Source organism: Endozoicomonas sp. GU-1 (assembly GCF_027366395.1).
Lineage (GTDB): Bacteria > Pseudomonadota > Gammaproteobacteria > Pseudomonadales > Endozoicomonadaceae > Endozoicomonas.
Genome location: NZ_CP114771.1, coordinates 1089420 through 1112236, shown reverse-complemented (window position 1 = coordinate 1112236; position 22817 = coordinate 1089420). Strand labels below are relative to the sequence as shown.

23 protein-coding genes and 1 pseudogene are annotated in these 22817 nt (G+C 50.6%); 20 read left to right on the top strand and 4 right to left on the bottom strand.

Going from position 1 to position 22817, the window contains the following annotated elements:
* Positions 1–37: 37 nt before the first annotated feature.
* Entirely contained in the window at positions 38–2620 is a 2583-nt protein-coding gene (gene mutS / locus O3276_RS04440) for a DNA mismatch repair protein MutS (RefSeq protein WP_269674550.1), read from the bottom strand.
* Positions 2621–3039: 419 nt separating this feature from the next.
* Here mutS and O3276_RS04435 point away from each other — a divergent pair, with 419 nt between their 5' ends.
* Entirely contained in the window at positions 3040–3408 is a 369-nt protein-coding gene (locus tag O3276_RS04435; RefSeq protein WP_269674549.1) for a type II toxin-antitoxin system RelB family anti-toxin, read from the top strand.
* 252 nt (positions 3409–3660) lie between these two features.
* Here the strand turns inward: O3276_RS04435 and O3276_RS04430 are convergent, their stop codons facing one another.
* Positions 3661–4005, bottom strand: a complete 345-nt coding sequence (locus O3276_RS04430) for a hypothetical protein (protein ID WP_269674548.1) — start codon at positions 4003–4005, stop codon at positions 3661–3663.
* Positions 4006–4226: 221 nt separating this feature from the next.
* Between O3276_RS04430 and O3276_RS04425 the strand changes: the two genes are divergently transcribed.
* The 4 genes from O3276_RS04425 to O3276_RS04410 all read left to right on the top strand — a co-directional run bounded on the left by O3276_RS04425 (position 4227) and on the right by O3276_RS04410 (position 7362).
* Positions 4227–5129 (top strand): hypothetical protein, encoded by a 903-nt coding sequence (locus O3276_RS04425; protein ID WP_269674547.1) that lies wholly within the window; start codon positions 4227–4229, stop codon positions 5127–5129.
* A 332-nt stretch (positions 5130–5461) separates the two neighbouring features.
* Positions 5462–5659 carry a hypothetical protein gene (locus O3276_RS04420; RefSeq protein WP_269674546.1) on the top strand — a complete coding sequence of 66 codons (198 nt, stop codon included), beginning with the start codon at positions 5462–5464 and terminating at the stop codon, positions 5657–5659.
* Positions 5660–6063: 404 nt separating this feature from the next.
* Entirely contained in the window at positions 6064–6444 is a 381-nt protein-coding gene (locus tag O3276_RS04415) for a cystatin family protein (RefSeq protein WP_269674545.1), read from the top strand.
* A gap of 105 nt (positions 6445–6549) precedes the next feature.
* Positions 6550–7362, top strand: a complete 813-nt coding sequence (locus O3276_RS04410; RefSeq protein ID WP_269674544.1) for a crotonase/enoyl-CoA hydratase family protein — start codon at positions 6550–6552, stop codon at positions 7360–7362.
* Between the two features lie 182 nt (positions 7363–7544).
* Here the strand turns inward: O3276_RS04410 and O3276_RS04405 are convergent, their stop codons facing one another.
* The gene (locus O3276_RS04405) at positions 7545–8891 is read right to left on the bottom strand and encodes a hypothetical protein (RefSeq protein WP_269674543.1); all 1347 of its coding nucleotides are present in this window, start codon (positions 8889–8891) and stop codon (positions 7545–7547) included.
* Between the two features lie 380 nt (positions 8892–9271).
* On the opposite strand from O3276_RS04405, the gene O3276_RS04400 reads away from it, so the two are divergent.
* From O3276_RS04400 to csrA, 13 genes and pseudogenes are all read left to right on the top strand, one after another.
* Complete coding sequence (locus O3276_RS04400; RefSeq protein ID WP_269674542.1) at positions 9272–9655, top strand: hypothetical protein; 384 nt, start codon at positions 9272–9274, stop codon at positions 9653–9655.
* Between the two features lie 41 nt (positions 9656–9696).
* Positions 9697–10329 (top strand): ZrgA family zinc uptake protein, encoded by a 633-nt coding sequence (locus O3276_RS04395; protein ID WP_269674541.1) that lies wholly within the window; start codon positions 9697–9699, stop codon positions 10327–10329.
* A gap of 1 nt (position 10330) precedes the next feature.
* Complete coding sequence (locus O3276_RS04390) at positions 10331–11068, top strand: ATP-binding cassette domain-containing protein (RefSeq protein ID WP_269674540.1); 738 nt, start codon at positions 10331–10333, stop codon at positions 11066–11068.
* Positions 11068–12330, top strand: a complete 1263-nt coding sequence (locus O3276_RS04385) for an ABC transporter permease (protein ID WP_269674539.1) — start codon at positions 11068–11070, stop codon at positions 12328–12330. The genes O3276_RS04390 and O3276_RS04385 overlap by 1 nt, the downstream gene beginning before the upstream one ends.
* 11 nt (positions 12331–12341) lie before the next feature.
* Positions 12342–12869: a DUF3299 domain-containing protein gene (locus tag O3276_RS04380; RefSeq protein WP_269674538.1), complete on the top strand. Its 528-nt coding sequence runs from the start codon at positions 12342–12344 to the stop codon at positions 12867–12869.
* 383 nt (positions 12870–13252) lie between these two features.
* Positions 13253–13675, top strand: coding sequence for a CinA family protein (locus O3276_RS04375; RefSeq protein WP_269674537.1), 423 nt, complete (start codon positions 13253–13255; stop codon positions 13673–13675).
* Positions 13611–13748 carry a CinA family protein gene (locus O3276_RS04370; RefSeq protein WP_269674536.1) on the top strand — a complete coding sequence of 46 codons (138 nt, stop codon included), beginning with the start codon at positions 13611–13613 and terminating at the stop codon, positions 13746–13748. Before O3276_RS04375 ends, O3276_RS04370 begins: the two co-directional genes overlap by 65 nt.
* A 140-nt stretch (positions 13749–13888) precedes the next feature.
* Positions 13889–14989, top strand: a complete 1101-nt coding sequence (recA, locus tag O3276_RS04365) for a recombinase RecA (protein WP_269674535.1) — start codon at positions 13889–13891, stop codon at positions 14987–14989.
* Between the two features lie 4 nt (positions 14990–14993).
* Complete coding sequence (locus O3276_RS04360; RefSeq protein ID WP_269674534.1) at positions 14994–15449, top strand: regulatory protein RecX; 456 nt, start codon at positions 14994–14996, stop codon at positions 15447–15449.
* Positions 15450–15482: 33 nt separating this feature from the next.
* Entirely contained in the window at positions 15483–16148 is a 666-nt protein-coding gene (locus tag O3276_RS04355) for a tRNA-uridine aminocarboxypropyltransferase (RefSeq protein WP_269674533.1), read from the top strand.
* A 210-nt stretch (positions 16149–16358) separates the two neighbouring features.
* Positions 16359–18992, top strand: a complete 2634-nt coding sequence (alaS, locus tag O3276_RS04350) for an alanine--tRNA ligase (RefSeq protein WP_347710289.1) — start codon at positions 16359–16361, stop codon at positions 18990–18992.
* Between the two features lie 330 nt (positions 18993–19322).
* Complete coding sequence (locus tag O3276_RS04345; RefSeq protein WP_269674532.1) at positions 19323–20564, top strand: aspartate kinase; 1242 nt, start codon at positions 19323–19325, stop codon at positions 20562–20564.
* A 438-nt stretch (positions 20565–21002) separates the two neighbouring features.
* Positions 21003–21167 (top strand): annotated as a pseudogene (csrA, locus tag O3276_RS04340) (carbon storage regulator CsrA); the annotation flags it as partial.
* A 219-nt stretch (positions 21168–21386) separates the two neighbouring features.
* On the opposite strand, the gene O3276_RS25630 reads toward csrA, so the two are convergent.
* Positions 21387–21575, bottom strand: a complete 189-nt coding sequence (locus O3276_RS25630) for an IS3 family transposase (RefSeq protein ID WP_442876559.1) — start codon at positions 21573–21575, stop codon at positions 21387–21389.
* 146 nt (positions 21576–21721) lie between these two features.
* Between O3276_RS25630 and O3276_RS04335 the strand changes: the two genes are divergently transcribed.
* Together O3276_RS04335 and O3276_RS04330 are read left to right on the top strand one after the other, a co-directional pair.
* Positions 21722–21919 (top strand): hypothetical protein, encoded by a 198-nt coding sequence (locus O3276_RS04335; protein WP_269674531.1) that lies wholly within the window; start codon positions 21722–21724, stop codon positions 21917–21919.
* 35 nt (positions 21920–21954) lie between these two features.
* Complete coding sequence (locus O3276_RS04330) at positions 21955–22791, top strand: hypothetical protein (protein ID WP_269674530.1); 837 nt, start codon at positions 21955–21957, stop codon at positions 22789–22791.
* Positions 22792–22817: the final 26 nt, after the last annotated feature.

The following is a 22817-nucleotide window of genomic DNA, read 5'->3' as shown; positions in this document are numbered from 1 at the left end:
ATAAACTTATACCGGTCAGGGTATAAGCACCATTAAATCATTTTCCCAGTCCCTTGAGCGTATAAAGAAGCTCAAGAGCCTGGCGGGGTGTCAGGTTATCCACGTCTGTTTTATCCAGGGCTTCAACCGCCGGGTGTGGCTCAGGGCTGGTAAACAGATCAGCCTGAGGTGTGAAAGTAGCCTTTCCCAATGGTTTTACAACAGGTTGTTGAGCGGGTTCCTGCTGCTCCAGCATGGCCAGTTTCTGCCGTGCCTGGTTAATGACATGCCTGGGTACACCGGCCAGTTGTGCCACCTGCAGGCCATAGCTCTGGCTGGCAGGACCTTCCTGGACCGCATGAAGAAAGACAATGCGATCGTCGTGTTCGGTCGCATTGAGATGCACGTTCACCACCGTATTGCACTCTTCGGGCAGCTGGGTCAACTCAAAGTAGTGGGTGGCAAACAGGGTGAATGCCCGTACTGAATCTGCCAGATATTGAGCGCAGGCCCAGGCCAGGGATAGTCCATCGAAGGTGCTGGTGCCACGGCCGATTTCATCCATCAACACCAGGCTCTGCTCGGTGGCGTTATGCAGAATATTGGCGGTTTCCGTCATTTCCACCATAAAGGTTGAACGACCACCGGCCAGGTCATCCGAAGAGCCAATGCGGGTGAAAATCCGATCCACCAGACCAATGCGCGCACGGGATGCCGGTACAAAGCTACCAATATGAGCCAGCAGCACAATCAACGCCGTCTGTCGCATATAGGTGGATTTACCGCCCATATTGGGACCGGTGATAATCAGCATACGACGCTGAACATTGAAGGTGACATTGTTTGCCACAAACGGTTCGTCCAAAACCTGCTCAACAACCGGATGGCGGCCTTCAACAATGTCAATACCGGGGCTCTGCAGGATTTCAGGACGGCAGAGGTTCAGTGTCTCAGCCCGTTCAGCCAGGTTGCTGAGCACATCCAGCTCTGACAGGGCCATGGAGCACTCCTGGAGCAGCCCCAGCTGTGCCACCAGTTTGTCCAGAAGTTCATCGTACAGTGCTTTTTCCCGGGCCAGGGCACGGCTTTTGCTGGACAGCGCCTTGTCTTCAAACTCTTTCAGCTCCGGGGTAATAAAGCGTTCCGTATTTTTCAGGGTCTGACGGCGAATGTAGTCTACCGGGACGTTTTCGGATTCACGGCGACTCAACTCGATATAGTAACCATGTACCCGGTTGTAACCGACTTTCAGGCTGGGCAGACCCGTACGCTCCCGCTCCCGTAATTCCATTTGAACCAGGTAGTCACCCGCATTCTCACTGATGGAACGAAGCTCATCCAGCTCGGCGTCATAACCTTCGCCGATCACCCCGCCATCACGGATCACCACCGGTGGGTTCTCAATGATGGCCCGGGTCAATAATGCTTCGAGTGCAGGGTGTTCGCTGATGCTTTTTGCCAGTTGATGTACTGTCTGGCTATCAATCGTCGCCAGCTGTTGCTGCAGTTCTGGCAGTTGTTGCAGGGCATCCCTTAACCGTGCCAGATCCCGTGGTCGGGCAGATTTCAGGGCAACCCTGGCAAGAATACGTTCAATGTCGCCAATATGTTTGAGAATGGGGTAAAGGGACTCAAAATGGCAGCCATCTTTCAGGGCGGTGATTGCTGACTGACGGGCCTGCAGTTTGACAATATTGCGCAGTGGCCGGTTGATCCATCGTCCGAGCAGGCGGCTGCCCATGGCCGTGGCTGTGCGATCCAGCACGGCCGCCACGGTGTGCTCCCGGCCGCCATTCATATTGGTGGTCAGTTCCAGGTTTCTCCGGCTGGCGGCATCCAGCACCACGCTCTCTTCACGGTTTTCCTGGGCCAGGGCGCGAATGTGGGGCAGGGCGGTGCGCTGTGTTTCCCGGGCGTATTGCAGCAGACAGCCAGCCGCTTCAATAGCCAGTGTTAAGTGGCTGCAGCCAAAGCCATCAAGGCTTTGCGTCTGGAACTGTCGGGTTAATTGCTCAACCGCACTCTCATGGTCAAAGTCCCATGGGGGGCGTTTGCTGGAACCGGGGCGACGCAGTAATATCTCAGGCCAGTTGCGGTCATCATTCAGCAATACTTCGGCCGGGCTCAGGCGCTCAACTTCAGAAAGCAGTGCCTCTTCACTGGTCACCTCAAGCACATTGAACCGGCCACTGCTGATATCGAGAAATGCCAGTCCATAGCGGTTTTCCCGCTGGTTGACCGCCATCAGCAGATTATCCTGACGCTCATCCAGCAAGGCCTCATCACTGACGGTACCAGGGGTCAGAATACGAACCACCTTACGCTCCACCGGCCCTTTGCTGGTGGCCGGATCACCAATCTGCTCGGCAATGGCAACGGACTGACGCAACCGGATCAACCTGGCCAGATAGCCCTCCACCGCATGGTATGGAATACCCGCCATGGGGATGGGTTCGCCACCGGATTGCCCTCGCTTGGTCAGGGTAATGTCCAGCAGGTGGGCAGCCTTTTTGGCGTCGTCATAAAACAGCTCGTAGAAATCCCCCATCCGGTAAAACACCAGGTGATCCCTGTGCTGCTGTTTGATGCGCAAATACTGCTGCATCATCGGAGTGTGTTTGGATAGGTCTGTATTTTCCATTTAATTCAATGACTTAAGTGGTTTTGTCTGATTCTTGGGGCATCATTGGGGCATTTTGATTTAAAAAGTGTCCCTTGGACTCCAGTGCAGTCCAGATCCGGTTAACCTCATTCTGGCTCTCGGTTTTCATCCAGCGGCCATGGCGTTTAACCGGCATCGAGTAATCCGCGTGCCCCATCTGATCGGCAATAAATGCAATGTTAACATGCGGATAGTTTGCCAGCAGGCAAAAGTATCACTGGTTTGACAAATTGTTTTGTATGACCGAACCAGAAATACAATGCTGTTTCGCGCCAGTTTATTCCTTGCCAAAATCGGCAGCATATCAAATGTGCAAGATTTTTTGTTGATTAACTTAAAGTAAATTCTATATTTACTTTAAGTTAAAGATGGGGGCAATGTCCCCAAAGGTTTTGGTGATGGTCGATATACTGAAGCATGAAGGGAAACCGGCTTTTGTGGTTATGCCTTATGACGAATATCAGGCAATGCTTGAGAAGCTGGAGGACCTGGAGGATTCTGATGCTGTTCATGAATTTCGGGCTGCGTTACGGCGGGGTGAGGAAGAGTTGATACCTGCCGAAGTAGTGAACCGGTTGTTGACTGAAAATACTGTGAAGGTGTGGCGAGAGTATAGAGGCATGAGTCAAAAGTCCCTCGCTGAAAACACCGGTATTTCCGAAGCCATGATCAGCCAGATTGAGAGTGGCAAGAAGCAGGGTTCCCTGAAAACAATTACTAAAATTGCACAAGCCCTGAATCTTACCGTTGATGACATTATTAATTAACCCATTTTACGCGCCACAAGTCACCGGCCAGAGCGCTGGTTTTTTATTGCCTGAATTTGCTTCACCGAACACCCATCGTCAATATATTCCTGCTTAATCCGTCGAAGAATCATCAATGGCTGTGCAGAGGGGACATTAAGTTAAAACGGTAAGTGTACTTTTTCTCCTCTATCTCACTGTGTTGCGTCGTATAAAATCCATAGCGGCCAGCAAGGTGTGCCACTGTATCATCATGGTTTCTATGAATGCTGATCAGAAAGCTGGCTTGAAAATCGCCTGTTTCTGCAAGAATTCCATCAATAATTTTGTTGGCGGTTCCCAGATGATGTTGAAATCAGCAGCCAGCTGGACCAGTCTGTTCAAACGACGGGACAGTTTGGGGATGGTAAGTGCTGGCTCCGGGGCGAGGATGGAATACTCAGCGAAAGGTTTAGTGTGCTTTTCTTCTGGCCCGGAGCTGTCAGTAATATACCCGTTGCTTTTGTTATGGATTGCAAGGGGTTGCAAGAGCTGTGAGGAGCCAGTTGCACAATGCTCACTATCATCGGGTATGCTCTGAGAGGCGTTTCCTGCCTGGTGTGTTGTTGCCTCTAACATAGTGTTTGTGACGTTATCGCAGCATCGACATTTAACAGATTGTTCTGGAGGCAAAAAGTTCAATTTTCCGTCTGCTTGTATTCACTCCCATGATTTTCGTTTGGAACTTAGTACGAGAATGGAGGTCAAACTTACTAAATTGAAACGGCTATCCAGTCAGCGATTTATGCGGCAGCAAATGGTGAGCTACTTAACTCATTTCAACATACAGGAGTTTGGTTATGTTCGATAGTGCGATGAATTCAGGTCGGTTGATACACCCTGTACTCCCACCAGACACTGTTTCCAAGGGTGGTTTTTTTAGATATGTCAAAGAGGCTTATCTTGATTATGACCCAGTGAAGGGAACTACAACAAAAAGTCTCCCTATCGCATTCGGCATTGGGGTTTCTGCTGCTGGCGGAGCTGTTGCCTTTGCCAAGTTGGCTGAACGTCTGGATAGAGTTCCTGACACAGTCAGACCAGGTACAGGTCTGTCTGATCGTGTGATTGAAGTGATAGAATCAGCAATTAAAGAAAACCCATTAGCTTGCGGTGCAGTTGCTGGAGCAGCAGTTGCTGTTGTGGGGTTTTATTCTATGTACAGCAGTCTGAAGCCTATAACGAAGGCATCCATAGAGGCTGCTCGTGACGAGGTGAGGCATGAGCTACAGAGGGCCATTCAAAAAACTGAGGTTCATCAGGATCAGATAGCTAAATATAATAAAAGTTTATCGGAGCTCAAGGCTCTCCTGCCGGCGGAGGCCGCAGCATACAAGCAGCAATCACAGGAGCAATATAATAAGCGCATGGCCCGCTACTGGGATAAGGCTAATTTTTTGGCAGGAAAGTTGAAAGGTTTTGTGGATGGCATTATGTCGTCTCGCCTCGACAATCCGGGTGATGCCCCCCGTGAATATGATGAGCGTGATTTTTACAGGGTTGGTGTGGAGTTAACAAGTTTTGTCCGCAACCTTGATATGGATCAGGGATATTTAATGCTTTCCCAGGTACGACTGCTGAAGGCAGTCAAACCGGTGTTAAGTGATAAAGAATATGACGAATTTAACCGCATTCTCTGGAGCTTTCCTGTAAGGCCCTGTCTTTACGTCGAGCAGGGCCCATTAGCCAGAAGAGTATTCTGAAACTTTGAAATATAGTGCGTCAGAACAAAAACAGTTAGGCGTATTGTGGGCCAGGATCAATCAAGTACTGAGCCAATACCCGGACTTAAAGCCTGATGCTGAGGGTAATATTCCCAAGCCACCGTTTGAGGTGTTCCTGAAAAATATGCCATTTTGATTCGGATGATGTCTTGTTAATGAAAAAAGGCCAGGTTCTGTTGATGTTTTGTTTCTGCCATAGTTGAAGAATTATTTCAACAATAACAAAGACAATACAGAAAAACAGCAAAGTTGAAGTTAAGAAAGTGATAGAAGAGCTGGCCATAAATTATGAAGCCAAGATCACGAGTTACATGCAAAGACAGGCATCAAAACTGCTGAAATCACAGGCTGGTCAGGACGCTTCACCATCTCTGCCTGCTCATGGTCGCAGGAAAATCAAAAGGCCAGCTGAAGACCTCATATCTTCTCATAAGCGAAGAGTTGAGATGGTCGTGGCCTTTGAAAAAGCCCATTATCGGTTGAAAGAGGGTGACTCTGGCTACAAGTAGTTCATGTCGCTCAAACAAATAGTTGATAAAGTGCTTAAAATGAGCAGCTAAAAGAGTGTGTCACACAGCTGTGTGACATAACAAAAATTAGAGAGGCAGCAAACCTTTAGATTTTTACGCAGGCAAAAATAGCGTTGCCTGCGTTTGCTGACAGCGGGATTATTTTTTCATAGTCATGCTCAAACGTGTAAACCTCAAAGAAAGGGCTCAATAAACTTTCAATCAAGCGCTGTTACCCGGAAAAAACTGGTGGCGCATACTACAACAAATCATTTTCCGATTACCACTCCTCCATCGGCTTCTGTTTCATCGGTAATCCGGTTTCCAGCGGTGATAAAGGACAACACATTACCGCTATTTGTGCAGTAAACTGTTTCAGTCATGGTCAAGATGGGGTGTTGCCAATGAAAGTAAAAATGATCTGTGCGCTGTATGCAGCAATCATGCTTATGGGATGTGAAGCACCGTATGACAAGCCGGTGGTCGATAATAAAACTGCTGAAGCCATCTGTCAGGCCAAAGACAATCTGCCCGGTGGCTGGACAAAATCTGAAGTTACTCCAGAGGTTCTGAAGGCGGTAAAGCTGGTGGTCAAGGGAGTGGAGAAGTCGGCCAAACTGAAAAAAATGCTGGCGGTGCACTCTCAGATTGTTAATGGGGTTAATTACGCCCTGGAGTTCCAGTTGGAAAATGGCACGATCTGGAGTGCCATTGTCTATCGTGATCTTGAAGGAAAATACAACATTACCCAGGCACCCATTCCCGGACTATTCTGTGACCACTGACCAGTTTCATGTCTGATCGGCGGATCATGTACTTTTGCGACAGCAGCCGTTTTATGGAATGATTCACTCCGATAATAATAATTACCGGCTGCTGTTGAGGTTCCCATGTCTGATCAACCCCGTGTGCTCTATGCAGTGAAAGATCACATTGCCTACGTCACCATGAACCGTCCTGAGAAACATAACGGCCTGGATATGGTCATGTTTCGTGACATGATTGCTACCGCAAAAAAAATCCGGAAGGATCGCTCGATCCGCTGTGTGATTCTCTCTGGGAATGGTTCCTCTTTTTGCTCAGGACTGGATTTTCAGGCCGTCAACAAAGACCCGGGCATAGTGGCAAAAGTCTTTCTTAAATTGCCGTGGACCAAACAGAATATTGCCCAGGAGATAGCCCATTGCTGGCGAGACCTGCCGGTCCCGGTTATCTCCGTTATTCGTGGTAACTGCTTTGGTGGTGGGATGCAGATTATCCTGGCCACGGATTATCGCATTGCCAGGGCGGATGCCAGCCTTGCCATTATGGAGATGAAGTGGGGCTTGATTCCCGATATGAGTGGTATGGTTACGCTCTCCCGGCTGACCCGTATTGATATTGCCCAGGAGCTGACCATGACCGGGCGTAAATTCACTGCCCGGGAGGGGCACGAGTTCGGTTTGATCAGCCGGTTGGCTGATGACCCGATGGCGGCCGCAGAACAGCTTGCCCAAACCATTTGCAGGCAATCGCCGGATGCCGTTGCCGCAGCCAAATACCTGTTCAGAAAAACCTGGAAAGCCGACACCTGGAAAGCTCTGCGCTGGGAGCGCTGGGTTCAGGCACGCCTGCTGGGGCGTAAAAACCAGCGCATTGCCATGAAAAATGGTCTGAGTAAATCAGACGATCCTCTGCCGTTTATTGACCGGCGCTCATTTTGACAGGCAACCGGTTTACATAGGAATTGTCCCGGAATCACTTCATCATTTTATTGAGTCCGGGAAAATGCCGCTGCCCGCAAAAGCACAAGTGGTTCCAGCTTTTCGGGAAGCGGGCGGCAGGTAGCGGGTAGCGTCTGTAGAAATGTCGAAGTTATTTCAGGATAGCTCCATAGTTTTAATCGCTAAAGCCTGCATCTGATAAAGAGGTCGTCGTCTACCAGGCATTCGTCCATCATCTTTTTCTGGCTTATAGAAATACAATTGACATAAGTCTCTGGATTATCTTCCGGGTTCGGAAGCTTGGTTACGTTTTCAACAATAAGAATGACATCACTGTGTATCACCACACCACTTCTGCCAAGGATTTCAAATACAATAGATCCGGCGAATTGCTGAGGCTGAATCGGATCATAAAGCGATGGCATAAGCCCTATGGACAGACCGATATCCCGATCCTGATCTGCGCTATTACCAGTAAGATAAATTCGTGCATACAATGCATGTCCTTTAATTGAATGAAACAAGGGACTGATGAGTTGTTGACTGACACCACTCCTGATCTTATCCAGCTCATTGTTGAAACCGGGTATCTTCCAGAGTAAAACGCCGTTGCCGGTGGTTGCTTTGTGGATTTGCAGTTCCAGCTCAAGCTTTTGTATTTGTGATTGCTGGCTAACAATGGCTCTGCACAGTTCATCGACGCTATCGGTCTGGTTTTGATAGGCACGCCTTAGCCCGGCAAAGCCATTGAGTACCTCCCCAAACTGTTTAACCATGGCTTCGTACTGGGCATAGGCTATTGTCGGGGTTGCCAGTGCCGCTGCTGCTCCTTCAGTCTCCCTGATTGCAGTGGTTGGCTCAGGTAGTATCAGCGGGTTGACCCCGGGCTTATTGACAACAGATGCCAGCGTCCGGGCGGGATGTTCATCATCATTATGGTAATGGGCAGGCAGTTCATGCAGAGACAGCCACTGGCCGCATTCAATGCCCGGAGGAGAATCTTCAGCGCCCTTCAAATTATTCAGCATTACGCCTCTGGCACAGGCAACCTCCAGGCTTTTCGACAACTCAGTCAACACCTGGCACTGTGCAAACTGATTAATCTCAGGACAAAATTTTCTGGCACATCGAATGTCAGCGGGCAGGGGCATGGCATCACTGTCGTCTTGGTGAGATAGTGTAGGTAGCGACTGCCTTGCCAGGTCTATGACCCCGCAGTGCAGATCACCCTGAGCGCTCTCCGGCGGGTAGGGTGCGCTTTCAATAACATGGGAAGGATCATAAATTTTACTTGAGTCGCGCGACTTGAGTGGCTTACTGGTTAAATTTGAACACGGGAAGCAATACAGCTGTGGCAACAGATCAGCGTCAGCTGGCCTGCACCTGAAGCAGGCACCACTGGTGGTTCGGAATAATATTGAAGTTTTTTCTTCGGATGACCGGTGAGCAGGGGCTTTATCTTTATTGAGCGGCGGTGGCTCAACCTTGCCAGAGTCAACGGGAGTGGAATGGGCAGGATTAAAAAACATATACACCAACTCCTCTGGTCAGGCATTAAAAACCTTGAAAAGAATAATTCTTTAAAATGACCATCAGGGCTCACCCCCTAAGTCGTTGGGACTTATTGACAACAAATCAGATGTTTGGTTCACCAGGTAAAATAACCGGATACCGCTGCGGTCCTGATACCTGATCATATACACTACTTTGGCATTATATTTTGGTGATTTGATGTGCGTTATGTTATAACGATTTTCATTTTTAAACCAATTTGCTGCCACCGCACGACTGCATGGATGCAGGAGCTAGAGCAACGCAGGAGCAGTTGCCGGTAGGGCAGTCTATTTTCGGACAGCCCCCTGGTCCCTCCGGAACAGAGTGAGGGCAAAACCGAAAGGAATCGCAGAAGATGACCATCAGCCTTTGCCGGACAGACCGTGGAAAAGACAGCAAACAATTGCTGTCTTTTCTCATGGTGGCTGTGTATCTGCTGGTGGTGCACTACACACTGAGCCACGTTCATACGACTTTGGAGGAAAATCAGCAATCTGAAATATTCTGGCAGCATCCAGTTATTTCGATGGTCGATGATGCCAGTGATCACCAGCACAATGAGCACCCACATTCATCAGCCTGTATGCTGGTGTCTCAAGCCGCTTCACCGGTTCATTGGTGCAAAGTAAAGGTTCGCTTTGCTGCGGTACTTAATGACCGTCCCTATCGTTTATCAATCCATTCTTCCACGCCGACCAAAAGACACACCCGCGCACCCCCTGCTAGCTCTGAAGTTTGATGGTTCATCACTTGTTTTTTTCTTTCTTTCAGGAATTGTGTATGCGTTGTGTTGCAAAAGTGGCCGCTGTTGCCTGTGCCTTGATAACAGCAGGTGTTTCCGCTGATGGGCATCGTCATGCCGGAGCCCATGTACATGGAGCCGGTCATTTGAATTTTGCCATTGAAGGTCGTCAGGTTCATATTGAGCTGGAAACGCCGGGGTTTGATATTCTTGGTTTTGAATCCATCCGTTCGGACGCTCAACGCAGGCAACTTAAAGATGCCTTGCAGGAACTGGAAAAAGACGATTTATGGTCTTTTACGCCAGCGGCGTCCTGCAGGTTGAAAGCGGCATCGGCATCGGCCAGCGGTGAGCATGGAGAAGATCATCACGGTGATGCAGATGGACACCACCATGACCATGACGACCATCATACAGATGGTCACCAGGATTCCCTCCATCACAGTCATGGGCACGATGACCACCATGGTGATGGTCACCATGAGTCAGCGCACATGGATATTGCCGCTACTTATGTTTATGAGTGTGCCAATATTGCCGGGCTCAACAGCATCTCTACCCGACTGTTTCAGCGGTTTGCAAACAGTGAACAGTTGCAGGTTCAGGGCTTTACCGATTCTGGCCAGATAGCGGGTCAGATGAACCGTGAGCGACCAGAGGTGCGCTTCTGATATGAGTAGTCTCGGTCAACCGGTGATTCATCTAAAGGATGTCCAGTTTGGCTGGCAGCCAGGAACTGTGGTTCTGGATATACCGGAGCTGTTGATCAATCAGGGGGAGAAGGTGTTTATCCGGGGGGCTTCAGGGTCGGGTAAAACGACGCTGTTGGGGCTGCTGGGCGGCGTGCTCACACCGGTTGCCGGTGCTGTCTCTGTGCTGAGAAACGACATTGGTCGTTTCTCTCCGGCACGCCGGGATCATTTCCGGGCCAATCATATCGGTTTTATTTTTCAGATGTTTAACCTGATCCCTTACCTTTCAGTAGTTGACAATGTCACACTGCCACTGGGATTTGCCAGCAAGCGCCGTGAAAACGTGCAATCCATGGGCGTTGATGCCAGACAGGAAGCGATTCGACTGCTGAACCATCTGGAGCTGACCGATCCGCAGTTGCTGCAAAGGCCAGTGACGGAGCTCAGTATCGGCCAGCAGCAGCGAGTGGCGGCAGCCAGAGCATTGATTGGCCGCCCTGATCTGGTGATCGCAGATGAGCCCACCTCGGCGTTGGACAGCGATACCCGTGAGGCATTTATTCGTCTGCTGTTTGCTGAGTGTGAGGCTGCTGGCAGTACACTGGTTTTTGTCAGCCATGACTCTGCTCTGGAAGCCTTGTTTGATCGCTCTGTGGCCTTGAATGAAATTAACCGGGCCAGTCAACATCGGCCTTTAGGCCAGCCGGAGGTGGTGTAATGTCAATACTTCATCTGGCGGTGAAAAGTCTGAGTAATCGCAAAACCACGGCATTGCTGACCATTTTCTCCATTGCCATCAGCGTGGCTTTGTTGCTGGGCGTGGAAAGGGTGCGGGTTGAGGCCCGGAACAGTTTTACCAGTACCGTGTCCGGTACCGACCTTGTGGTCGGTGCCCGCAGCAGTTCGCTTAATCTGCTGCTTTATTCGGTGTTTCATCTGGGTAATGCGACCAATAACATTACCTGGGAAACCTACCAGGAATTGTCTTCCAATAAGGCAGTCGCCTGGACTATCCCTATTGCCCTGGGGGACTCCCATCAAGGTTATCGCGTGGTGGGTACCGCTCAAACCCTGTTTGAATACTTCCGTTTTGGTGATGATCAGCCCATCAGTTTCAAAAATGGTAAGCCATTTGATGATCTCTATGATGCGGTGATTGGTTCTGAAGTGGCTGCGGCTCTTGGCTATCAGGCTGGTCAGGAAATAGTGCTCAGTCACGGTGTTGAAAACCGGAGCCTGCAGACGCATCAGGATAAACCCTTCAGGATTTCTGGTGTGTTAAAGCCCACCGGCACCCCGATGGACCGAGTGGTAATGATCTCTCTGGAGGGGATTGAGGCGTTGCACATTGACTGGGTCAATGGGGCGGCACCTAATGCCCTGTTCTCGGTTTCTGCCGACAGGGCACGGGCCATGGATTTGCAACCATCCAGCATCACCGCCTATTTTGTTGGTTTGAAGTCCCGGGTGGCGGCTTTTCGGTATCAGCGGGCAGTGAATGAGTATCGTCAGGAAGCACTGACGGCTATTTTACCGGGTGTTGCCCTGGGAGAACTCTGGCAGTTGGTGGGTTCAGCGGAAAAGGCATTGCTGGCGGTTTCCGTGATGGTGGTGATTGCTGGGTTGGTGGGCATGCTGACCACCATTCTGACGTCGCTTAATGAGCGGCGCAGAGAGATGGCCATTCTCCGTTCAGTAGGGGCCCGGCCCTGGCATATCTTTACCCTGATGATGACCGAGTCCCTGATCTATGCCATCACTGGTACACTGTTGGGCTTCCTGCTGATGTATGGAATGCTGTTCGCTATTCAACCGGTATTGCAAATGCAGCTGGGTTTGCACATTACCATTGCGTTACCGGGGATGTTTGAGTGGATTCTGGCGGTTGCTATTGTTATCTCGGCGACCATGCTGGGTGCAGTGCCTGCCTGGCGGGCCTATAAAAATTCATTGGCGGATGGTCTGACGGTCAGGCTGTAGGAGAGCAAATAATGATAGCAGGAAGACCACACCCTGGCTGGCTGGCCGTGGTGCTTATGCTGGCTTTTATGCCGGTGAACTTTGCCATGGCTGCAAGCCCTGAAAAGCTTGCGATCAAAGAGATCAACTGGGATGATCTGATGCCGCCGGTGGATGAGGAAATTGTCCGTAAATATGAGGCAGGGGAAATCAGTCAGGAAGAGGCTATCGAGTATATTGATGAGCTGGGCAAGATTCCGGTAGCAAGTATGAATCAGCAACGGGTCAAAATTCCCGGTTACCTGGTGCCGCTGAATATTGGCAAGGATCAATCAGCCACAGAGTTGTTGCTGGTGCCAACCCTGGGAGCCTGTATTCATGTACCGCCACCGCCACCCAACCAGACCATTTTTGTCCGCTATGACCAGGGCATAAAAGTCACGGAAGCGGGCTATACCCCTTACTGGCTGGAAGGAGTGATCAGGGTTGAAAACAATACCTCCGAGTACACAGACGTTGTTTATGCCATAACGGTAGAGAGTTTGAAGGAGTTTGAATAGAGAGAATGCTTTGCCCTTAGGAGGCTGACCGAGAATAGCGCCCGTCTAGGCGACCCCGTAGCGAGGATGGCAGAAAATTGAGAATAAAAATTTCGTTTTGTGAGGTGAATAGCGGGGCTATTTGCCGAACAAAACGGAATTTTTAGACCAATTTGCTGCCACCGCACGACTGCATGGATGCAGGAACTAGAGCAACGCAGGAGCAGTTGCCGTGTAGGGCAGTCTATTCTCGGACAGCCTCCTGGGCTCCGGGGCAAAGCATGTTCCCCGGCAACAGTGCTGTGAAATGGGGCATTCGATGATAACTTGTGAAGACTTCCCCTAATCGTGTTATAACATCCTATCCCGATTGGCTCCTCTGATAACCGTACTGGCGAGTGACCATGGAACCCACACTGCATTCTGCTACGTCTCCCATTGTCAGTGAAATTGCTGAACTCCTGATGTCCAGGGGCTGGACCCTGTCTACCGCTGAATCCTGTACCGGTGGTGGTATTGGTCATGCCCTGACCGTGTTGCCGGGAAGCTCGGCCTGGTTTGAAGGTGGTGTCATCTGCTATGCCAATGGCGTAAAGGCCAATCTCCTGCATGTGCCGACTGTGTTGCTGAATAAATACGGTGCGGTCAGTGAGCAGGTGGCTATCGCCATGGCCCGGGGTGTCCGCAAGCTGTTGGCAACAGACATATCTATAGCCGTGACCGGTGTTGCCGGACCGGGGGGGGGCGACACCGGAAAAACCTGTGGGAACCGTCTGGATTGCCTGGGGTACCGGCCAGGAAACCGCTGCAAGGTACTTCCATTTTGAGGGTGATCGTGATCAGATCAGGGCGCAAACGGTTGTTCAGGCGTTACTGGGGGTTCTGACCCTGTTGACCTGAGAAACGTTAACCTGAAAAAAGATTCCTTCCTGTCGAAGCGATAAATATACTGGACAAATATCCAGTATCTGTTTAAATATACAGTATAACTTATTGAGCTGTTCCTGATGAAATCAGAATCGAACTGAGGGCGTGAAAAAATGGATGATAACAGAAAAAAAGCGTTGGCAGCAGCACTTGGCCAGATTGACCGACAGTTTGGTAAAGGTGCCATCATGCGGATGGGGGATCAGAAGCAGGAAGCAATTCCCGCAATTTCTACCGGTTCTCTGCAACTGGATATTGCCCTGGGCATTGGTGGCCTGCCGAAAGGCCGTGTTATTGAAATTTTCGGCCCTGAATCTTCCGGTAAAACCACGCTGACCCTGAGCGTTATTGCCCAGGCCCAGAAGCACGGTGCCACCTGTGCCTTTGTTGATGCTGAGCATGCCCTGGACCCACAGTACGCCGGTAAGCTGGGTGTAAATGTGGATGACCTGTACGTCTCCCAGCCGGATACCGGTGAACAGGCGCTGGAAATCACCGATATGCTGGTTCGTTCCGGTGCCGTGGATGTTATCGTGGTTGACTCTGTCGCAGCCCTGGTGCCCAAGGCTGAAATTGAAGGTGACATGGGGGATTCCCATGTTGGTCTGCAGGCCCGTCTGATGTCTCAGGCACTGCGTAAGCTGACCGGTTCCATCAAACAGACCAACTGCATGGTCATCTTCATTAACCAGATCCGTATGAAGATCGGTGTGATGTTCGGCAACCCGGAAACCACTACCGGCGGTAACGCACTGAAATTCTACTCTTCTGTACGTCTTGATATTCGTCGTACCGGTTCGGTGAAGCAGGGCGATGAGGTGATCGGTAACGAAACCCGCGTTAAAGTGGTGAAGAACAAGGTATCGCCACCATTCCGTCAGGCTGAATTCCAGATTCTGTACGGTCAGGGCATCTACCATATGGGCGAAGTGATTGATCTGGGTGTCAAGCTGAAGCTGGTGGACAAATCCGGTGCCTGGTATGCCTATAAGGGAACCAAGATTGGTCAGGGTAAAGCCAATGCTGCCCAGTATCTTTCTGATAACCCGGAAGTGGCGGCTGAAATCGAAGCCCATATCCGTGCTGAGTTAATGAGCACCCCAGAGAAGGACGCTGCAAAAAAAGCCGAAGCTGACGCCGGAAAAAGTGCTGGCAAAAAAGGTGACGACGATGCAGCGGCAAGTGTTCAGCAGGACGAGCTGCTGGCTGAGTAATTGAATGTCTGCTGATGTCATTCAATCGGTAAACGATGTCCGCCGGGCTGCCATGGATCTACTGGCCCGGCGGGAACATGGTTTTACCGAACTGGCCCGAAAACTCTCGGGCCGTTTTCCCCGGGAACTGGTATTAGACGCGCTTACCCGCTTGCGGGAAGAGCGGCTGCAAAGTGATGACCGCTTTGTTGAAAGTTTTGTCTACAGTCGTCAACAGCGGGGCTACGGTCCGGTTCGTATTAAAGCGGAACTGTTTCAGAAAGGAGTTGATAGCGAGTTGATCGGTCAATACCTGCTGGAGCAGGACGATCACTGGGATGAACTGGCAAAAGCGGTAAAAGAGCGAAAATTTGGTGCCTCTGTACCCCGGGACCATAAAGAGAGAGCCCGACAGACCCGCTTTCTGGCCCAGCGCGGCTTCTCCATGAGCCAGATATACTCCGCTTTCTCCTCTTCATAACCACCAATCTCACAAAAAAGGTGTCCTAACCTAATGCCTGCTGCGAAGGGTGATTGTCATCAGTGCCGATTGCCAGAGTATGCCTGTATCTGCCGGTTAATCCCAAAGGCAGAGTCTGCTGCCTGCTTTTGGCTGATTACCCACGATAAAGAGTTTGATAAGCCAACCAATACGGGCAAATTGATTCAGGCGGCGATACCCGGAACCCGCATATTCAACTGGAGCCGGACCTCACCGGATAAGGCGTTGTTGGAACTGCTGGACGATCCGGACTGGTTGCCAGTGCTGATGTTTCCGAAGGAATATGCGGTAGAAGTCCAGGGTAATAACAGGCAATGGCACTATAATTCCGGGTGTGAACGTAAGGTTGTCTTCATTATCATTGATGCAACCTGGCAACAGGCCAGGAAAATGTATCGTCAAAGCCCCTGGTTGCATGGTTTGAATTTGCTGAGCTTGCAGCCTGAAGCGCCATCCATCTACCGTCTCCGACGCAATCGTCAGGAGCAGCACTTGTGTACCGCTGAAGTGGCAGCAAGAGCGCTGGGCGAGCTGGGTGAAAACACCAATCGTCAGCTGATGGAGGCCCTGATTCAAATCTATTGTGACCGCTATTTATGGGCACGCAAAGGCCAGCGAAGGGATGAAGATTCGCGCTCTCTGCGCATACTTGAGCAGTACCGCTTTGGTGCTCATTAGGCCGTCAGTGAAAAAAGCCCGGTAAAAAGCCTGTTAATGATGGGGTGAAGTGATCATTTTTCCCCGCCATTCCTATATAATCCCCGGTTCGCGTAAATTTACTGTGAAAAGGCGGCTCATTGTGATTAAGCTGCCATTTTTGTGTTTGGGAGTGAGCGGCTTTTTCCGCTCATGGCTGTCAAGAGATAACTCCCCCAGTGGGAACTGTATATGAAGACTAACGAAATACGTTCTGCTTTTCTGGAATACTTCAGGGAAAACGGCCATGAAGTGGTTGCCAGTAGCTCTCTGGTACCCCATGACGACCCAACCCTGCTGTTTACCAATGCCGGGATGAACCAGTTCAAAGACACTTTCCTGGGTCGTGAGCAGCGTGACTACAAACGTGCTACCACGTCCCAGAAGTGTGTACGTGCCGGGGGCAAGCACAATGACCTGGATAACGTCGGTTATACCGCCCGTCACCACACCTTCTTTGAAATGCTGGGTAATTTCAGCTTTGGCGATTACTTCAAGAAAGAAGCGATCCACTTTGCCTGGAACTTTCTGACCGGCACGCTGAAACTGCCTAAAGAACGTCTTTGCGTCACCATCTATGCCTCTGACGATGAAGCCTACAATATCTGGTTAAACGACATTGGTATCGCAGCGGAGGATATTATCCGCATTGGCGACAATAAGGGAGCGCCTTACGCTTCCGATAACTTCTGGCAGATGGGCGATACCGGCCCCTGTGGCCCCTGTACCGAAATTTTCTATGATCACGGTGACCATATCTGGGGTGGTCGTCCGGGCACGCCAGAAGAAGACGGTGATCGCTTTATTGAAATCTGGAATATCGTATTTATGCAGTACAACCGTCAGGCCGACGGTGATATGCAACCACTGCCCAGACCATCGGTTGATACCGGCATGGGCCTGGAGCGAATTGCCGCAGTGATGCAGCATGTCAACAGCAACTACGAGATTGATCTGTTCCAGTCTCTGCTGAACGATGCTTCTGAGATTATCGGTGGCGTTGCCACCACGGAAGCGTCCCTGCGGGTTATTGCTGACCATATCCGTTCCTGCTGTTTCCTGATCAGTGATGGCGTTGTGCCCTCCAATGAAGGCCGGGGCTACACGCTGCGCCGGATTATCCGCCGTGCCTGCCGTCATGGCCACAAGCTGGGGGCTAAAGAATCCTTCTTTTATAAGCTGGTGGGTTCACTGGTGCTGGTGATGGGTGACGCTTATCCGGATCTGGCGAAGAACCAGGCGCACATCGAGCGGGTTCTGCTGCAGGAAGAGGAACAGTTTACCCGTACCCTGGATAAAGGGATGAAACTGCTGGAAGAGAGCATTGCTGCTCTGAAGGCCAGTGGGCGGGGAGATGTGATCTCCGGTGAAACCCTGTTCACGCTGTATGATACCTACGGCTTCCCGGTGGATCTGACGGAAGACATTGCCCGTGAGCGTGAGCTGACAGTGGATATTGAGGGTTTTGAACAGGCACTGGAGGCTCAGCGTGAGCGTGCCCGTGCATCCAGCAAGTTTGGTGTTGATTACAATGATCAGCTGGTGATCGAAGGCTCAACCGCTTTTACCGGCTACGATAACACGGCAGGTCAGGCTCGCGTTCACTCCCTGTTTGTGGGTGGTGAGCAGGTAGGACAGATCAATGAAGGCCTGCAGGCAACGGTTATTCTGGAACAGACGCCATTCTATGCAGAGTCCGGTGGCCAGGTGGGTGATACCGGCCTGCTGAATTTTGCCACCGGTTCTGTACGTGTTGTGGATACCCGGAAGCAGGGTGATCACCACCTCCATATTGTCGAAGTGGTATCCGGTGAACTGAAGTCTGGCGATGAAGTATCCGCCGATGTTGATGCTGACAAGCGTCATGCTACCTCACTGAATCACTCGGCAACGCATCTGCTGCATGCAGCCCTGAGACAGGTGCTGGGTGATCATGTAACCCAGAAAGGTTCTCTGGTTGATCCGGAGCGTCTGCGCTTTGACTTCTCTCACCTTGAAGCGGTGAAGCCGGAAGAATTAAATGCCATTGAAGCGCTGGTGAATGAACAGATCCGTACCAATACTCCAGTACAGACTGAACTGATGGATATGGACGCAGCCAGGGCAAAAGGAGCCATGGCATTGTTTGGTGAAAAGTACGCTGACGAAGTGCGAGTACTGACCATGGGCACCGACAACTTCTCGATCGAACTGTGTGGCGGTATCCACGCCCGTCGCACCGGAGATATTGGTGCGTTCCGAATTGTTGCGGAAAGTGGCATTGCCGCCGGTGTGCGTCGTATCGAAGCGGTGACCGGTGCGGGTGCTGAAGCTTTTGTGCAGACGCGCTTTGCCGAGCTGAACAACGCTTGTCGTGTGCTGAAAGCCAAACCGGAAAGTCTCGACGCCAAATTGCAGGCGCTGGTTACCCAGACCAAGAGCCTGGAAAAAGAGTTGCAGCAGCTGAAGCAGAAGCTGGCCAGCGCTGGCAGTTCTGACCTGGTGTCTCAGGCGGTTGAGGTAAATGGCGTTAAGCTGCTGGCGACGGAGCTTGAGGGTGTTGACCCCAAATCATTGCGCGACATGGTTGACCAGCTGAAGAACAAACTGGGCTCTGGTATCGTTTTCCTGGCCACCAAAGCGGATGGCAAGGTGCCTCTGGCTGCCGGTGTGACCAAAGATCTGACCGGACGTGTCAAGGCGGGTGATCTGCTGAAGATGGTGGCTGAGCAGCTGGGTGGCAAAGGCGGTGGTCGTCCTGATTTTGCCCAGGGTGGTGGTTCTCAGCCAGAGAATCTTGAAAAAGCGTTGTCGTCTATTAAAGGGTGGTTGGAAGCGCAGTTGTAAGCGGTTTTGCCAGGATGGTTAGCTATTCTGACAAGTCAGCGTAAAAACGGGCTGTTCCCTATGGGGCAGCCCGTTTTTTATTTCTTTGAGGCATACACCCCGGAGGGGATTCATGGTACATTCTGTCATCCACTGAATGATAGAGATGGCAGCTTTTGCTGTCCGGCTTCTGAATGTCTGTATTCTGTAAATTATGTTGGGCTGTTGCAGCAGGAAGCTGGTACAGGGAAGCTTGATCATCAGGAGGCTGTGCGGGAATAGTGTTCGCAGTAAGGCGCTCTATTCCCGGTCAGCCTCCGGGTCATGGCTGATTGAAGTAGAACGAATAAAATGGCGCTAATAGTACAGAAATTTGGCGGCACCTCAGTAGGCACCACTGAACGCATTCAGGGGGTTGCTGATAAGGTCAAAGGGTTCCGCGAACAGGGGCACGACGTGGTCGTTGTGGTTTCCGCCATGAGTGGTGAAACCAACCGACTGGTGGAGCTTGCCCGATCCATGCAGTCACAGCCGACGCCTCGGGAGATGGATGTTATCCTCTCGACGGGCGAGCAGGTGACCATCGGTCTTTTGAGTATGGCCCTGAATGAGCGGGGCTGCCCTGCGACGTCCTATACCGGTAGTCAGGTAGCTATTGTTACTGACAGTGTCCACACCAAGGCCCGCATCCAGCGCATAGACACCGAGCATATCGTCAGGGACCTGGAGCTGGGGCGCGTGGTTGTGGTGGCCGGTTTCCAGGGGCGTGACGAAGAAAATAATATCACCACCCTGGGGCGGGGAGGTTCGGATACCACGGCAGTAGCGCTGGCAGCGGCCCTGAAGGCTGATGAATGCCAGATATACACGGATGTCGATGGTGTTTACACCACCGACCCGCGAGTGGTTGAGGGAGCCCGTCGGCTCGACAAGATCACCTTTGAAGAAATGCTGGAAATGGCCAGTCTGGGCTCCAAGGTCCTGCAGATCCGGGCTGTCGAGTTTGCTGGCAAATACAATGTTAACCTGAGAGTTCTGCACACCTTCCAGGATGGCCCTGGAACACTGATTACACTGGATGAGGGTATCGCCATGGAATCACCGGTAGTTTCCGGCATCGCATTCAACCGAGATGAAGCCAAGCTGACCATTAAGGGCGTGCCCGATATTCCCGGTGTGGCATCCCGGATTCTGGGGCCGGTCAGCCGGGCCAATATTGAAGTGGATATGATTGTCCAGAATACGGCCGAGGACAAAACCACCGATTTCACCTTTACCGTTCATCGTAATGATTATGAGCGGGCTAAAGTGGTGGTTGAGCAGATTGTTAAAGAGCTCGAAGCCCGTGAATACCACGGTGATATGAAAATCGCCAAGGTTTCCATTGTCGGCGTTGGCATGCGCTCCCATGCGGGGGTAGCCACCAAGATGTTTGAAGCGCTGGCGGCTGAAGGGATTAATATTCAGATCATCTCAACGTCCGAAATCAAGGTTTCCGTTATCATTGCAGAGAAATACCTGGAGCTCGCTGTTCGGGCGCTCCACTCAGCTTTTCAGCTGGACAGGGAACCAATGGAAGATAATGGGGTCTAAAACGTCAATATAAATAAAATCGTGAGCCTCGTAAGGGGGCTCTTCTGCTCCAAACCCACCTGAAATAGCAAGGGTGGAAAGAGCAACAGGTATTCAAAAGCAGTCAAAAGTAAAGCGCGTAGAGTTATCAAGCCCAAAAACCATTTCCGGCAGGTAGAAATACGAATGGAAATCTTGAACTTGGTGACTAGACTGGGTTTGCTGAATAATTCTTAAGCATGAACGGTTGAGCTGGCATATACTTCATTACTTTGAACTGAGTACTAAAGCAGTTTAAAGGTCAGGCAATTTTAAGGTGAAATAATGTCTGTACTGGGGTTGGTGTCGTGTAATTTCACGCGATCATTATGGGTGATATCATCAGCTTCTAACCAATGCACCAGCGTGCTCAGAATTGACGGTTGTTGACTTAACAGAGATGTAAATAAGGAGATTGAAATGCTGATTCTGACTCGCCGCGTAGGAGAGACACTGATGGTAGGGGACGAGGTCACTGTCACTGTTCTGGGTGTTAAAGGTAACCAGGTTCGCATCGGTGTTAACGCACCAAAAGAGGTTGCAGTTCACCGGGAAGAAATTTACCAGAGAATTCAAAAAGAAAAAGAGCACAAGAAAGGTGGAACTGGTCGCTCTTATGAAGAAGATGAAGGTTACGAGTCCGGATACGAGTCTGAATCTTACGAGTCTTACTGATAATTATTAGACTTTCGTTTATATCTCTGACTTGATTAAGGGGTCTTTGTTAATACCCGCAGACAGTTTCAAAATGCCTGGCAGGTTGTCAGGCTTTTTTGTAGTGGTCAAGTACAAATGGACACCTGATTAAGCCGCTTTCCTGAATTCCTGTTGTTCAAAGTCCACAGGGCTCACGTAATCAAGATAGGAGTGAAGTCTGTGGTTGTTGTAGAACAAAATACAAGCAATAACCGCTGCTTCAACATCTGCTCTTGTTTCGAAAATATAATGATCAGTCCTTTCCCTTTTCAGACTTCCAAAGAAGCGTTCGGTCATCCCTCGCGAGTCCACAAGTAAGTAATATCTGTCGTATAGATCTTTTTCGCCTCCGTGACTGCAAACTCCCTGTTCAGGAGGTTTTCTGCAACTGGAAACTTGAGCCTGAAACCTGTTTTGGCGATTGTCGCCATGGCTTACAGGCTATGATTGTTCTCAGCGCCTTGTCTTTAGGGGCCATTCTGCTCATCACGGGAGTTAAACAACACGATTGGTATTATGATCCTGAACTAAAAAATCTCTTAAGGCAGGAACTTTTGTCAAATGCGCTGATCTACAGCTTAGAAGCTGAATGGTCAGACAATCAATTAAGGGTGTCTCTGACTCATCGCATCATTGATTAACCCTCTTTTTGTCAATATGACCGGAGATATTTATCATGCAATCAACATCGGCAATCAGTGTGCCAGCAAACAGAGTAGAAGACAGTGGTCAGAAGGAATCTGAGAGTCTGAAAAAACCGCATGGGCCAGCGGCGGCCTTTAATAAATGCATCGCGACAGTCCCTGAATCGGATCAGAATCTAACGCTGAAACAGTGGACGCAAGATCTACCACCTGAACCGGGCATCACCGCTACTACCGATCAACGCAAGATTGCCGAGCTGCCTGTTTCCATGATGCAGCAGTCATCAAAAGATGGTTTGTCCGGTGCAATGCAACAGCATGGACAGTTACCGGATGTTGCGGTCAATAACAGGCAGCCTGACACAATTGACCCAATGGTGGAAGATATCTTCCACTGCCAGACAGATTATCTGCGATTAGAAGCTAAGTTAATCTTTAGTAATTACAGTGTTTTTGATGCCAGTTTCAGCCCGGCAAGTGAGTCCCTGGTTATCCATTGCTGCTCCAGGGACGGTTATCGCCTTGGCATCTGGCGACCGGGTACGGATGGCAAATGGCTGGATGAACACAAATGGCATTCCCTGGCTCCTGACGCTGTCATGCTCTACCAGCTCAACAAGTCGGGACTCACAATCCTGAGTGACAACCACGATGGCAGTGTCCTGGTGAGTAAGAGTAAAGATATTGATCCTGGTCAGGAGGAGGTGGCGCTTGATCACACCCCCGGGAATGAAGAAAGCCCTAAAGAGATGCCAGACTTCAGCCCTTTGCAGGACAAGATCATAACCAGGGATGTTCAAACCGGTAAAATCAGCGTATGGGGGGGGGGGGGATTTCAATGGCCGTTGGACCCCTCTGACCCAGAATAAAGAGATCCGTCACTGGCCGATGAAGG